General features: G+C 74.8%; 11 protein-coding genes. 5 read left to right on the top strand and 6 right to left on the bottom strand.

The genetic code is table 11. From position 1 onward, the window contains the following. Window positions 1-782: 782 nt before the first annotated feature. Window positions 783-3362: an aminopeptidase N gene (gene pepN, locus ACFWH7_RS18670; RefSeq protein WP_378218771.1), complete on the bottom strand. Its 2580-nt coding sequence runs from the start codon at window positions 3360-3362 to the stop codon at window positions 783-785. 234 nt (window positions 3363-3596) lie between these two features. Between pepN and ACFWH7_RS18665 the strand changes: the two genes are divergently transcribed. Beyond that, window positions 3597-4241: a mycothiol-dependent nitroreductase Rv2466c family protein gene (locus ACFWH7_RS18665; protein WP_378218769.1), complete on the top strand. Its 645-nt coding sequence runs from the start codon at window positions 3597-3599 to the stop codon at window positions 4239-4241. Between the two features lie 165 nt (window positions 4242-4406). Then, the gene (locus tag ACFWH7_RS18660) at window positions 4407-5591 is read left to right on the top strand and encodes a hypothetical protein (RefSeq protein ID WP_378218767.1); all 1185 of its coding nucleotides are present in this window, start codon (window positions 4407-4409) and stop codon (window positions 5589-5591) included. Between the two features lie 88 nt (window positions 5592-5679). Here the strand turns inward: ACFWH7_RS18660 and ACFWH7_RS18655 are convergent, their stop codons facing one another. Next, window positions 5680-7743 carry a M13 family metallopeptidase gene (locus ACFWH7_RS18655; RefSeq protein ID WP_378218765.1) on the bottom strand — a complete coding sequence of 688 codons (2064 nt, stop codon included), beginning with the start codon at window positions 7741-7743 and terminating at the stop codon, window positions 5680-5682. A 60-nt stretch (window positions 7744-7803) separates the two neighbouring features. Here ACFWH7_RS18655 and ACFWH7_RS18650 point away from each other — a divergent pair, with 60 nt between their 5' ends. Then, window positions 7804-8265 (top strand): ribose-5-phosphate isomerase, encoded by a 462-nt coding sequence (locus ACFWH7_RS18650; RefSeq protein WP_047234459.1) that lies wholly within the window; start codon window positions 7804-7806, stop codon window positions 8263-8265. A 1-nt stretch (window position 8266) separates the two neighbouring features. Continuing rightward, window positions 8267-9292 carry an Fpg/Nei family DNA glycosylase gene (locus ACFWH7_RS18645; protein WP_378218762.1) on the top strand — a complete coding sequence of 342 codons (1026 nt, stop codon included), beginning with the start codon at window positions 8267-8269 and terminating at the stop codon, window positions 9290-9292. Window positions 9293-9295: 3 nt separating this feature from the next. Here the strand turns inward: ACFWH7_RS18645 and ACFWH7_RS18640 are convergent, their stop codons facing one another. Then, the gene (locus ACFWH7_RS18640) at window positions 9296-10636 is read right to left on the bottom strand and encodes a GNAT family N-acetyltransferase (RefSeq protein WP_378218760.1); all 1341 of its coding nucleotides are present in this window, start codon (window positions 10634-10636) and stop codon (window positions 9296-9298) included. A gap of 66 nt (window positions 10637-10702) precedes the next feature. On the opposite strand from ACFWH7_RS18640, the gene ACFWH7_RS18635 reads away from it, so the two are divergent. Then, entirely contained in the window at window positions 10703-11119 is a 417-nt protein-coding gene (locus ACFWH7_RS18635) for an MGMT family protein (RefSeq protein ID WP_378218758.1), read from the top strand. A 51-nt stretch (window positions 11120-11170) separates the two neighbouring features. On the opposite strand, the gene ACFWH7_RS18630 is transcribed toward ACFWH7_RS18635, so the two are convergent. From ACFWH7_RS18630 to ACFWH7_RS18620, 3 genes are all read right to left on the bottom strand, one after another. Then, a complete protein-coding gene (locus ACFWH7_RS18630; RefSeq protein WP_378218756.1) occupies window positions 11171-12214 on the bottom strand; it encodes an LLM class F420-dependent oxidoreductase in 1044 nt (347 codons plus the stop codon). Window positions 12215-12486: 272 nt separating this feature from the next. Next, window positions 12487-13500, bottom strand: a complete 1014-nt coding sequence (locus ACFWH7_RS18625) for a DUF1648 domain-containing protein (protein WP_378218754.1) — start codon at window positions 13498-13500, stop codon at window positions 12487-12489. Further along, window positions 13497-13850: a GntR family transcriptional regulator gene (locus ACFWH7_RS18620; protein ID WP_378218752.1), complete on the bottom strand. Its 354-nt coding sequence runs from the start codon at window positions 13848-13850 to the stop codon at window positions 13497-13499. Before ACFWH7_RS18620 ends, ACFWH7_RS18625 begins: the two co-directional genes overlap by 4 nt. Window positions 13851-13937: the final 87 nt, after the last annotated feature.

Genomic DNA, 13937 nt, shown 5'->3' with positions numbered 1-13937 from the left:
TTCCTCGCGGCTCCCGCCAGGCCCGCCACGACGCGGCACCACCACCCACCCCGACCGGCGTCGTCTCACCCTGGTCTCGGCTCACCCGGGCGACTGCCCGCGTGGTGGGGTCGTCCTGGGTCCTGGGTCCTGGGTCCCGGGTCGCGGGTCTCGCGGCCCAGCACTGGTCCGCACTTTCGCGCGTCGTCGCTACGGGCCGAACGTCGTGCTGCGCCGAGCATGTGGTTGTCGCCCGTTCCGGCCAGCTGATGAGTCGTAGCCCCGTGCTCGGCTAGGGGCGGGCGCAGGGTCGGGCGTGCGGCGCTTCCCACGCGGGCAGGCGGTCCAGGCACACCCTGGTCCGATCCCGGACGCGGCCGGGCCGCGTACGTGACATGGTCGGGCCGCCGGGCTCTACCCGCAGCGCACCTGGGCGGTCCGCGGGTCACCGGACCGACCGCGACGCCTCGCGGCTCTGCGCCGCCATGGTGGCCGACTGCCGTTGACGACTCGACCTGACAGGTGAGCGAACGCCGTCACGCACGACGGTTCTGCTTCGGCGGACCACGGTTCTACTTCGGCCGACCACGGTTCTACCCCGGCGGAGCAGCCTTCTAGTTCCGGTAGGCCCGGCGGTCCCGGGCGACCCGACGGCCCCGAGCAACGAGACCATCCCACCAAACGAATCCGACCTCGCGGGTTTGAGGCCGACTACGCGTCGCGCGCACGGCCCGCGGTTCGGAACCGACTGCGAAGCGCCGGGCCGCTCTGTCGTGAGGAGCGACCCGGCGCGTCGGGGTGGGTCAGGCGTCGGCTGCCTGGGCGGTGAGGGCGCGCTCGACGCCGGCGAGGTTCTCGACGACGAGGCGACGCAGCGCGGGGGCGGCGTCGGCGTTCGCGTCGAGCCACTCCTGGGTCGCGTCGCGCAGGACGGTGCTCGCGAGCGGCGCCGGGTAGAGCCCGGTGACCAGCGCCTCGGCGATGTGGTACGACCGCTGGTCCCACAGCGGCAGCAGCGCGTCGAAGTACGCGCCCACGAGCGGCGCGAGCGACTCGGGGTCGTTGACGTGCTGGAAGCCGAGCGTCGTGGCGCGGACGATCGCGTTGGGCGCGTCGTCCGAGCCGACGAGGCGGTCGAACGCCGCGCGCTTCGCCTCGGCGGTGGGCACCGTGGCACGGGCGCGGGCGGCGGACTGCTGGCCGGTCGCGGTCGAGTCGGCGGCGAGGGTCGCTTCGATCTCGGCGTCGTCCGCGAGGTCGAGCAGGACGAGCCCTTCGAGGATCTCCCAGCGCAGGTCGGTGTCGATCTCGAGCCCGTCGAGGGCGGCGGAGCCGTCGAGCAGCGACCGCAGCGCATCGCCGTGCGCGGGGGTGGAGGCGAGGTGCGCGAAGAACTTCACGAGCTGGAACTGCAGGTCGGAGCCGGAGGCGGCGTCCTGCGCGAGCGACCAGAGCACGTCCCCGACGTGCGCGAGGGTCTCGTCCCGACGCTCCGGTGCGACGTACGTCTTCGCGGCGAGCGCGAGCTGGTTGAGCGTCGTGCGGATCGTCGTCGACTCGGTCTCGCGCGCGATGTTGCCGAGCACGAGCTGCACGTAGTCGCCGGCCGGGGTCTCGCCGTCGCGCGTCGCGTCCCACGCGGAGCCCCAGACGAGCGAGCGGGCCAGCGGGTCCGCGAGGTCGGCGAGGTGCTCGGTGGCGACCTGGAGCGACGCGTCGTCGAGGCGGATCTTCGCGTAGGCGAGGTCGTCGTCGTTGAGCAGGACGAGCTGCGGGCGGTCGAGCCCGAGGAGCTCGGGGATCTCGGTGCGTGCGCCGTCGACGTCGACCTCGACGCGGTGGACGCGCGTCAGGACGCCGTCCACGAGGTCGTAGAGGCCGATGCCGAGACGGTGGGGTCGCAGCGTCGGGTGGTCGGGGGCGGCGGACTGCGCCACGGTGAACGTCGTGAAGCGGCCGTGCGCGTCGAGCTCGAACTCGGGGCGCAGCGTGTTCACGCCCGCCGTCTCGAGCCACAGCGCGGACCACTGCGTGAGGTCGCGCCCGCTCGTGGCCTCGAGCTCGACGAGCAGGTCGCGCAGCTCGGTGTTGCCCCAGGCGTGCTTGCGGAAGTAGGCGGCGACGCCCGCGAGGAACTGCTCCTTGCCGACCCACGCGACGAGCTGCTTGAGCACGGACGCGCCCTTGGCGTAGGTGATGCCGTCGAAGTTGACGAACACGTCCTCGAGGTCGTTGATCGTCGCGACGATGGGGTGCGTCGAGGGGAGCTGGTCCTGGCGGTACGCCCATGACTTCTCCATCGCGGCGAACGTCGTCCAGGCCTCGTGCCACTCGGTCGCCTCGGCGGTCGCGAGCGTCGACGCGTACTCGGCGAACGACTCGTTCAGCCAGAGGTCGTTCCACCACTTCATGGTGACGAGGTCGCCGAACCACATGTGCGCGAGCTCGTGGAGGATCGTCACGACGCGACGCTCCTTGACCGCGTCGGTGACCTTGGAGCGGAACACGTAGGTCTCGGTGAACGTCACGCACCCGGCGTTCTCCATCGCGCCCATGTTGTACTCGGGCACGAAGAGCTGGTCGTACTTGTCGAACGGGTACGGGTGATCGAACGCGGACTCGAAGAACGCGAAGCCCTCGCGCGTCTTGTCGAAGACGTAGCCGGCGTCCATGTGGTCCGCGAGGGACGCGCGGCAGAACACCCCGAGGGGGATCGTGCGGCCGTCGGACGACGTGAGCTCGCTGCGCTCCACGACGTACGGGCCCGCGACGAGCGCGGTGATGTACGACGAGATGCGCGGCGTCGGCTCGAACGCCCATCGCGCGACCTCGACGTCGCCCGCGCCGGTGCCCGTCGGGTCGGTCTTCGTGCCGAGCGCCTCGGGCGCCGGCGTCGGCTGGTTGCTCACGACCTCCCACGCCGCGGGGGCGGTGACCGTGAACGCGAACGTCGCCTTGAGGTCGGGCTGCTCGAAGACGGCGAACACGCGCCGTGAGTCGGGGACCTCGAACTGGGTGTAGAGGTAGACCTCGCCGTCGACCGGGTCGACGAACCGGTGCAGGCCCTCGCCGGTGTTCGTGTACGCGCAGTCGGCGACGACGCGGAGCTCGTTGTCAGCCGCCAGGCCCTCGAGCGCGATGCGCGAGTCCGCGAAGACCTCCGCCGGGTCGAGGGAGCGCCCGTTGAGCACGACCTCGCGCACGGTCGGGGCGACGAGGTCGACGAAGGTGCTCGCCCCCTCGGTCGCGGTGAACCGCACCAAGGTCGTCGACGCGAACGTCGTCGCCCCCGTCGTGAGGTCGAGGTCGACCTCGTAGGACTGGACGTCGACGATCGCCGCGCGCTCGCTCGCCTCGGCGCGGGTGAGGTTCTCTCCGGGCACTGCATCTCCTCGGTCTCGGGTCGGGCCGGGCGGCCTCGACGGCGGCCTGTGGGCCACGGACGATCATCCCACGGGTGCCCGCGCCCGCCCCCGGGAATACCCTCCGGGAATACGCTGCGGCCGCCCGGTGTCGAGACTGGGTGGGCGACGGCGTCGGCCGTCCGCGCACGCCGCCCTGACACTCCGGCGACCCGGGTCCACCGGGCGCCGCCCACGACGAAGGAGACCCGTCCTGTGACCCTCACCGCGACGTCCGACACCACCGCGACCGAGGACGCCGTGCGCGTCGCCGACTTCTGGTTCGACCCCGTGTGCCCGTGGGCGTGGATGACGAGCCGCTGGATGGGTGAGGTCGAGCAGGTGCGCGACGTCACCGTCCGCTGGCACGTCATGAGCCTCGCCGTGCTCAACGAGGGCCGGGACCTGCCGGAGGAGTACCGCGAGCTCATGGAGAAGGCGTGGGGCCCGGTGCGCGTGGTCACCGCCGCCCGCGTCGAGCACGGCGAGGAGGTCGTCAAGCCGCTCTACGACGCGATCGGGACGCGCCTGCACCCGGGCGGCCGCACGGACTACGACGCGGTGCTGCTCGAGGCGCTCGCGGAGGTGGGCCTGCCCGCGTCGCTCGCGGAGGCCGCGGGCTCCGACGCCTACGACGAGCAGCTCCGCGCGTCGCACGCCGAGGGGATCGGGCGCGTCGGCGAGGACGTCGGCACGCCGGTCGTCGCGTTCGGCGACACCGCGTTCTTCGGCCCCGTCGTGACGCCCGCCCCGAAGGGCGAAGCCGCAGGTCGGCTGTGGGACGGGTGCGTGCTCGTCGCGAGCACGCCGGGCTTCTTCGAGCTCAAGCGCACGCGGACCCAGGGGCCCGTCTTCGACTGACCCGGTCGGGCACCGCGACCCCGCCGACGGGACCGTCCGGCCGTCGGCGGGGTTCGACCCGCACGGGTGCCTCGTGCCATGCTTCGTCAGGTTGCGGGCGGTGTCAGGAGCGCCCGCCGCCCGGTCGTGCCGGGTGAGTCCGACGAGGAGCCCGCGAGGAGCCGCATGTCCCCGAACGCACCCGTGCCACCACCGCCGCCGCCCCCTGGCGGCGTGCCGGGGCGCGCGGTCGGGAGGGACGACGCCCAGCCGACCCAGGCGTTCGCCGGCCCGGTGCCGGGCGCCGCGGCGGCCGTGCCGCCGTCGTTCGCACCCACGAGCGGGCCGACGGCCCAGGCTCCCCGCGTCACGTCGGCGGACGGTCAGCCGACCGTCGTCGCGTCGTCGTTCCAGCCGACGACCGTCCAGCACGTCACGCCGATCACGGAGCTCCCGACCGCGGCCCAGCCCGCGGTGCCCGCGGCGGTGCCCCCGCAACGGGTGCGCTACGCGACGGAGCAGAACGGGTTCGGCGTCGCCGCTCCCGTCGGGACCGCCGCGAGCCGACCGGTCTACGCGCCCGCGGACGCCGCGTCGACCGGCTACGCGCCGACGAGCGCGTACGCGGCTCCCGGCGCCCCCGCGTACGAGCCTGGGGTGCCGGCGGGCTACGCCTCGGCCGCGCCTCAGCAGCCGCAACCGGCCTACCACCCGCCGGCGTCGGTAGCGGCGTCCACGGCGTCGCCCCGCGAGGCGGCCGGCACGGGCGCCTCGGGCGCGGCCCCTCGACCGCCCGCCGGGCGCGGCGGGGGCAACGGCGGCGGTGGCCGCCGGTCGGACCGGCTGAGCCCCGGGTGGATCGCGTTCATCGTGGTCGACGCGCTGCTCGTCATCGGCGCGATCGTGTTCGCGATCTCCCTCCTCGGGGGCGGGGACGACGACCCCGCGGGTGAGACGACGACGCCCCCGGCGGCGAGCGCCACCGAGAGCACGGAGGAGACGCCGCCGGCCGAGCCCACCGTGTCCGAGACGTTCGCGTCGGAGTCCCTCAACATCACGTGCGAGGTCACCGACCTCAGCGCGACGTGCGTGATCGCCCAGCTCGGCACCCAGCCGGCGCCCGTGGCGGGCTGCGACGGCACGGTCGGCTACAAGGTGGTCCTCGGCGCCGACGGCAGCGTCGAGCAGCCCTGCGTCCCGGCGGCCGAGCAGCCGCAGCCCGCTCCGGACGGCACCGCGGTCCTGGACTACGGCACCTCCAAGACGGTCGGCCCGTTCACGTGCGACAGCGCGGAGACGGGCATGACGTGCCGCGACGACGCGACGGGCAAGGGCTTCACGATCGCCCGCGCGGGCATCCGGACGCTCTGAGCGGCTCTGACCACAGCGCCGGGGGCGACCCGGTACGGACGAGGGGCCCGCGGCGGGCGAACCGCCACGGGCCCCTCGTCGTCGCCCGTCACCAGATGCGCACGCGCTCCTCGGGGGCGAGGTACAGCGCGTCGCCCGGCTGCACGTCGTAGGCGGCGTAGAACTCGTCGACGTTGCGGACCACGCCGTTGCAGCGGAACTCGTTGGGGGAGTGCGGGTCGGTCGCGATGCGGCGCACGACCTCCTCGTCCCGGCCCTTGGACTGCCAGACCTGCGCCCAGCCGAGGAACACGCGCTCGATCCCCGTGAGACCGTCGACGACGGGCGCCTCGTCGAGCGGTCGGCCGAGCGCGATCCGGTAGGCCTTGAGCGCGATCGACAGGCCGCCGAGGTCGCCGATGTTCTCGCCGATCGTCAGCGCACCGTTGACGTGCGGCCCCTCCTCGCCGAGCTGGGCGGGGCGGAACGCGTCGTACTGCGCGATGAGCGCCTTGGTGCGCTTCTCGAACTCCTCGCGGTCCGTCGTCGTCCACCAGTCCTCGAGCCGGCCCGCGCCGTCGTACTTGGAGCCCTGGTCGTCGAAGCCGTGCCCGATCTCGTGCCCGATCACGGCACCGATCCCGCCGTAGTTCACCGCGTCCTCGGCCTCCGGGTCGAAGAACGGGGGCTGGAGGATCGCGGCGGGGAAGACGATCTCGTTCATCCCCGGGTTGTAGTACGCGTTGACGGTCTGCGGCGTCATGAACCACTCGTCGCGGTCCAGCGGCTTGCCGATCTTGCCGAGCTCGCGGTCCTGCTCGAACGCGTGGGCGCGGCGGACGTTGCCGACGAGGTCGTCCGCCTCGACGACGAGCGCCGAGTAGTCGCGCCACTTCACCGGGTAGCCGATCTTCGGGGTGAAGGCCTCGAGCTTGGCGAGCGCCTTCTCCTTGGTCTCCTCCGTCATCCACTCGAGCGTCGTGATCGACTCGCGGTACGCGGCGACGAGGTAGGCGACGAGCTCCTCCATGCGCGCCTTGTGCGCGGGCGGGAAGTGCCGGGCGACGTACTGCGCGCCCACGGCCTCGCCGAGCGCGCCCTCGACGACGGAGACGCCGCGCTTCCAGCGCTCGCGCACCTCCTGCGCGCCCGACAGCGTGCGGCCGTAGAAGTCGAAGTTGGCCTCGACGACCTCGTCGGTGAGGTACGGCGCGCGGGCGGTGACCAGGTGGTACACCATCCACAGCTTCCAGTCCTCGACCAGCTCGCTCGCCCAGAGCTCCGCGAAGCCGGCCGCGAAGTCCGGCTCGCGCACGACGACGTCGTCCAGCGAGCCCTGCGGGGCGCCGAGCGCGAGGACCCACGCGCGCCAGTCGAACCCGGGCGCCTCGTCGGCCAGGGCGGCGAGCGTGCGGGGGTTGTAGGTGAGGTCGGCGTCGCGGTCGCGCACGACGTCCCAGTGCTTCGCCGCCAGCTTGGTCTCCAGCGCCAGGATCCGGACGGCCGCGTCCTCGGGCGCCGCGCCCCACGTCTCGGCCGTGACGCCGGCGAGGGCGAGCATGCGCGCGACGTGCGGCACGTACTTCTCGCGCACCGGCGCGTACTGGTCCTCCCGGTAGTACGCCTCGTCGGGCAGCCCGAGCCCGGACTGGAAGAGGTAGGCGACGTACCGCTCGGGGTCCTTCGCGTCGTTGTCCACCCAGAAGCCGACGGCGCCCGCGCCCCCGGTGCGCTGGAGCGCGCCGAGCGTGCCCGTGAGCTCGGCCTGCGTCGTCGCGGCCGCGATCAGCGCGAGGTCGGTCTGGAGCGGTGTCGTGCCGAGCGCCTCGATCCGGTCGGTGTCCATGAAGCTCGCGTAGAGCGCCCCGACCTTCGCGGCGTCCGCGCCGACGTCCCCGGCGCCGGACGCCACCTGCTCGCCGAGGTCGGTGATGATCTCGCGCACGTGGACCTCGGCGGCGTCGTGCAGCGCGCGGAACGCGCCGTCCATGGCACGGTCGGCCGGGATCTCGTGCGTCGCGAGCCAGCGCCCGTTGACGTGGCGGTACAGGTCGTCCTGCGGCCGGACGACGGGGTCCAGCGCGTCCAGGTCGATGCCGGAGCGCTCGGTGCCGACGGTGCCGGTCGTGCCGGACGAGGACGCGGGCGTGGACGTCGGGGAGGTCTGTGTCATGCGTCTCAGGCTACGGCCTCCCCCCGACGTCCCGGTGCCTCGCTGAGGCATGATGGGCCCATGCGCGTTCACCTCGCCGCGGACCACGCCGGCTACGAGCTCAAGACCCATCTCGTCGAGCACCTCGAGGCCGCGGGGCACGACGTCGTCGACCACGGGGCCCACACCTACGACGCGCAGGACGACTACCCGTCGTTCTGCTTCGCGGCGGGCGAGGCGGTCGCCGCCGAGCCGGGCTCGCTCGGCGTCGTGATCGGAGGATCGGGCAACGGGGAGCAGATCGCGGCCAACAAGGTCGTCGGCGTGCGCGCCGCGCTCGCGTGGAACCTCGAGACCGCACGCCTCGGCCGCCAGCACAACGACGCGAACGTCGTCGCGGTGGGCGCGCGCCAGCACTCGGTCGACGAGGCCGTCGAGCTCGTCGACGCGTTCCTCGCCGAGCCGTTCAGCGGCGACCCGCGCCACCAGCGCCGGATCGACCAGCTCGCGGCGTACGAGGCGACGCGCGGCACCTCCGCCTGACGTGCCCGAGGGGCACACCGTCCACCGGCTCGCGCGCGCGTTCGGCGAGCTCTTCACGGGCGAGACGCTGGCGGTGAGCAGCCCGCAGGGCCGGTTCGCCGCGGGCGCGGCCGTGCTCGACGGGCACGTGCTCGTCGCGAGCGAGGCGCGGGGCAAGCAGCTCTTCCTCGGGTTCGCCGACCCGACGCTCCTCGGTCAGGGGACCGCCGGGCGGCCCGACGACGTGCGCTGGCTCCGCGTCCACCTCGGCCTCTACGGCGCCTGGACGTTCACGGGCGACGGCAGCACCGCCGTCGTGCACGCGATCGGCGCCCCGCGGCGGCGCATCGGGGAGCGCGAGACGGTCCCGGCGGGTCCGGGTGCGCCCGAGCCCGACGACGCGTGGTCGCCCCCGCCGCCCCGCGGCGCGGTGCGCGTGCGGCTCGTGGGGACGCACGCCGTCGCCGACCTCACCGGGCCCACGGCGTGCGAGGTCGTCACGGGGGAGGAGAAGCGGGCGGTCGAGGACCGGCTCGGGCCCGACCCGATCCGCGACGCCGCTCCCGGCGAGGGCGACCCGCGCGAGGAGCTCGTCGCCGCCGTGCGGCGCTCGCGCAGCGCCGTCGGGCTGCTCCTCATGAACCAGGACGTCGTCGCCGGCGTCGGCAACATCTACCGCGCGGAGTCCCTGTTCCGCGCGCGGCTCGACCCGATGCGCCCCGGCCGGGACGTGCCCGCCGAGGACCTGCGCGCCCTGTGGGACGACCTCGTCGTCCTCATGCGCGACGGCACCCGGACGGGAGCGATCGTCACGACCCGACCCGAGGACCGGGACGGCGCAGCCCCCACGGCCGACGTCCTCGACGCGCTGCCCGGGCGCCGCCGCGTGCGGCAGAACACCGACGACGCGCCCGACGCGGTCCCGGCGGACGAGGCGTTCTACGTCTACCACCGGGACGGGCTGCCGTGCCGCGTCTGCGGCACGCCCGTGCTGCTCAAGGAGCTCGCCGGCCGCAACCTCTACTGGTGCGGCGTCTGCCAGGCGTGAGCCTCAGAAGACCCAGCTGCACACCGGGGCGATCGGCCAGCCGAACGCCGCGCCCGCGCGGGCGAGGGCGCCGGGGGAGTGCTCGGTGACGAGGCCTGCGGCGCCGAGGGCCGCGAGCGACGTCCCGCCGAGGTAGACGGCGCCGAGCTCGCGCACGTCCAGCGAGAGGTCCGCCGCGTCCTCGGTGCGCTCGGCCGTCGCGTCCCCGAAGGCCCCGGCACGCAGCCGCCAGCGGCCCGCGTTGTGCGGCAGGCGCTCGTCCGTCACGTGCAGGACCACGTCCACGTCCGCCGCGTAGCGTCGCTCGGCGAGCGCGGCCGGCACGTCCACGACGCGCACCCAGAGGTTGTCCGCGAGGCGCGGCGACGCGGAGCGCGGGTCCACGAGGAGGCTCGTCACGACGTCGTCCACCGGCAGCATGAAGGGCGTCACCTCGTGCGTCAGGTCGAGGTCGGTGAGCACGCCCCACAGCGCGCGTGCCGCCGCGGCGTCCAGCGCCACGACCTCGCCGGTGCTCACCGGACCGCGCGGCCCGGTGACCTCCCAGGACAGCTTGCGGTGGAACCGTGCGTACCCGCGCGGCTCGCCGTCGAGCTCGACGATCGCGATGCGCGTCGGCTCGCGGTCCTTGCGCCACACCTTCGCGTCGTCCCAGAACGTGGCCTGGAGCTCGGGCGTCTCGCGTGTCGCCCACCCGGGCCGGTTGATCCCGGCACCCTGACCGCTCGCGTCGGCGCCCGCCCGCTCGTGGAGCGCGGCGACGAGCGCGCCGTGGCGCTCGCGGTCGGCCCGCTCGATGCGGACGGTGTGGCGCTCGGCGTTGGGGACGTCGCGCAGCGCGGCGCCGCGCGGCACGGTGAGCCGCAGGTCGTCCGCAGCCTTGCCGTAGCCGAAGCGCCCGTAGATGGCCGCCTCCGCGGCGAAGAGCGCCGACACGGGCTCGCCGCGCTCGCGGCACCGCGCGAGGTGCGTGTCGATCATGGCGGAGAGGATCCCGCGGCGGCGGTGACCCGGGTGGACGCCCACCCACGTGAGGCCGGCGACCGGCGCGGTCGCCCCGGGGACGGGGAACCGCGCGAAGGGGTACGAGGCATGCATCCCGACGAGCTCGCGACGCACGGGACGCGCGCCGTCGACGGGCGGCGCGTCGTCGTCCTCGTGCTCGACCGTCACGCCGAGCGTGCGCTCCCACGTGAGCGGGAACGGGAGGTCGACGAGCTCGTCGACCTCGACCGGGGACGGGAACGTCGTGGTGTCCAGCTCCAGCACGTCGCGGAGGTCGGACGCCGAGAGAGGGACGAGCTCGTAGCCGTCGGGGAGGCGTGCGGGGCGGTGGTCGCTCATGGCCCCGATCCTCCCGGCTCGCCACCCGTCGCGCCAGGACAAATGCGGCGACTAGGGTCGGGACCCATGGCACGACGCACGGGAGGATCGACCGCGGACCGGACCCCGGCACGCGACGCCGGCACGGACCGCACGGCGCTCGCCGCCGAGTACGCGGGCGCCGTGCTCGCGCTCGTCCGGCGCATCCCGCCGGCACGCGCCATGACCTACGGGCTCGTCGCGGAGATCGTCGCCGAGACGCTGCACCGCGGCGGACCGCGCCAGGTCGGCCAGGTGCTCGCGGGGTCCTCCGGCGTCGACGACGACGGTGCGCCGGTCCCGTGGTGGCGTGTCGTCAACGCGGCCGGCTCGCCGCCCGCGCACCACCTCGACGCGGCACTCACCGAGCTGCGCGCCGAGGGGTGCCCGCTGTCGCGCGACGGCCGTCGCGTCGACCTGCGCCGCGCGGTCTGGTTCCCCGAGGACGACACCCCCGACCGTTGAGCGCGGGGCATCCGTCGTCCGGGCGACCGCGGGACGACAGGTGACCGGCGCTCAGCGAGGAGGTCGTGGTGCGAGGAGCGGGGCGAGCGTCTGCACGGCCGTCGCGTCGCCCTGGACGAGGAGCGTCGTCACGGCGGTGTCGCGCCACGCGGCGAGGTCCCGCGCGATCTTCTCCGGCGGCCCGACGAGCGCGACGTCCTCGACCATCGCCGTCGGGACGGCGGCGGCCGCGAGGTCCTTGCGCCCGGCGAGGTAGTGCGCCTGGATCTCGTCGCACGCCTCGGCGTACCCGAGGCGGTCGAGCGCGTCGCGGTGGAAGTTCGCTCCCTTGGCGCCCATGCCCCCCACGTACAGCGCGAGGAACGGGCGCACCTGGTCCGCGGCCTGCTCGACGTGCTCGCGCACGACGACGGGCACCGTCGCGCTCACCTCGAACGCGGACTCGGGCGAGCGTTCGGGGGCACGTCGCGCGAAGCCGTCGGCGAGGAGCTCGCGGAACGTCGCGTCCATGCGGGGCGAGTAGAAGAGCGGGAGCCACCCGTCGGCGATCTCGGCCGCGAGCGCGATGTTCTTGGGCCCCTCCGCGGCGAGGTGGATCGGCAGGTCCGCGCGCAGCGGGTGCACGGTCGAGCGCAGCGGCTTGCCCAGGCCGGTGCCGTCGGGCAGGGGGAGCGGGTAGTGCGGCCCGGCCGACGTGACGGGCGCCTCGCGACGCAGGACGTCGCGCACGACCTGGACGTACTCGCGCGTGCGGGCGAGCGGGCGGGCGTACGGCTGGCCGTACCAGCCCTCGACGACCTGCGGCCCCGAGACGCCGAGCCCCAGGACGAACCGGCCGCCCGAGAGGTGGTCCATCGTCAGCGCGGCCATCGCGGTGGCGGTGGGGGTGCGGGCGGAGAGCTGCGCGACGGCGGTCCCGAGCCGGATGCGGGACGTGCGCGAGCCCCACCAGGCGAGCGGCGTGAAGGCGTCGGACCCGTAGGCCTCCGCGGTCCACACGGAGTCGACGCCGAGGCGGTCCGCCGCGACGATCGCGTCCTGGATGCCGTCCGGGGGACCGGCCGACCAGTAGCCGGTGTGGATGCCGAGACGCATGCGGGCTCCTCCTCGTCGAGGGTCGTCGTACGGGGTGCGCCCGCGCACCGGGCGCCCGGCGGCGTGCCGGGGCGTCGTGCGCGGGGTCGGGGTGCGGGCGGTACCCGGTCGCGCGCCGGGCAGGGGGTATCCGGTACGCGGAGTCTCGGGTACCGCCCGGTCCCACACTAGCCGATCCGGCGCCGGTCGCGGGTGGTCCCGGGCGCCGCCGCGCACGACGCCGCGCCGGACCGCGGCGCCGACGCCGCGGCGCGACCCCTTCGCGCCGAGGGTCAGCGGCGTGCTCGGTCGGCGAGGGTGTTGAGGAGCGCCGCCGCGGTCCCGGCGTCGTCGACCGTGACCACGAGCGCGCGGCCGCCCGTGCGCTCGACGCGCAGCGACTCGCCGGCACGCACGACGATGCCCACGGCGCCGCCCCGACCGGCGCGCCAGCCCCAGCCGCCGAAGTCGCGCAGCGGCGAGACGTCGACGACGTCGGCCCGCACGACCTCGTCGGCGGGGACGCGCGTGCGGGGGAAGCCCAGGGTCGACCGGACCGACAGCCCGCCCTCGTCGACGCGCACGACCCACGACATCATCGCCGCGAGCAGCAGCCCCAGGACCACGGGCACGAGGAGGAGAGCCCACTCGCGCAGGACGACCGCCAGGACCGTGGTGAGGACGATCGCGCCCATCGCGACGAGCACCGTCGGCCCGCCGCTCACGCGCCCGACCCACGCGGCGCGCTCGCCCGCGCGCAGAGCCACCCGGGGTGCGTCGTCGGGGACCCCGGCGGCGGTCGGGTCCGGGCGGTCGCCCGGGATCAGCACCCCGACCGCGACGCCCACGAGGAGGCCGGTGCCCAGCGCGACGGCCGTGACGGCGCTCACGCCGCCGACGTCGTGGGCGTCGGCGAGGCCGCGCTGGATCCAGAGCGACCCGAGGGTGAGGACCGCGAGCATGACCGGGAGCCCGACGGCGACCCCTGCGGCGACCCGCCGGTTCGCGGCCGGCCGCCCCAGGAAGGCCGTCATCGCCGCGAACCCCGCCGAGGCGACCAGGCCCAGGGCCGTGCTGCCCGCGACCGCCGCACCGAGCGAGGCGAAGCCGTCGGCGCCGCCCGTGCCCCAGTGGATCGCCACCGGGTCGGGGAGGTCTGCAGACCAGCTCCACGCGACGAGCGCCGCGACCACGGTGACGACCGCTCCTGCGGCGCCGACGAGGAGCGCGAGCGCGCGGTGGTCCTGCGGGCGCGGGTGGTCGTCCTCGGTCGGCCGTCCGGGTGCGCGTGGGGTGGCTGGGGTCATCGGAGGGCCTCCTTGACGAGGGTCAGGACGGTCTCGGGCGGCAGCGCGAGGGCGCGGGCCTCGGCCACGACACGGTCGACGGCGGCCCGCAGCGACGTGAGGTCGGCGGCGGCGGGTGCCGTGACGACGGCGCCGCGCCCGCGGCGGAGATCGACGAGGCCCTCGTCGCGCAGCTCCTGGTAGGCGCGCAGCACGGTGTGCACGTTGACGTCGAGCGCCTCGGCGAGCTCACGGGCCGCGGGGAGCCGCTCGCCCGGCGCGAGTCGTCCCTGGACGACGCCGAGGCGCACCTGGGCGACGAGCTGTGCGAACAGCGGCTCGTCGGCCTGCGGGTCGATGCGGAACATCACGAACCCACTCTAGTTGTTCTAGGGAAACTACAACAAAGGCGCTCGACGACGGGGCCCCCCGCGGGGCCGGCGCCGGCCCCCCCGCCC

The sequence above is a fragment of the Cellulosimicrobium cellulans genome (assembly GCF_042723955.1).
GTDB classification, from domain to species: Bacteria; Actinomycetota; Actinomycetes; order Actinomycetales; family Cellulomonadaceae; genus Cellulosimicrobium; species Cellulosimicrobium cellulans_H.
This window is presented reverse-complemented; position numbering and strand designations above follow the sequence as displayed.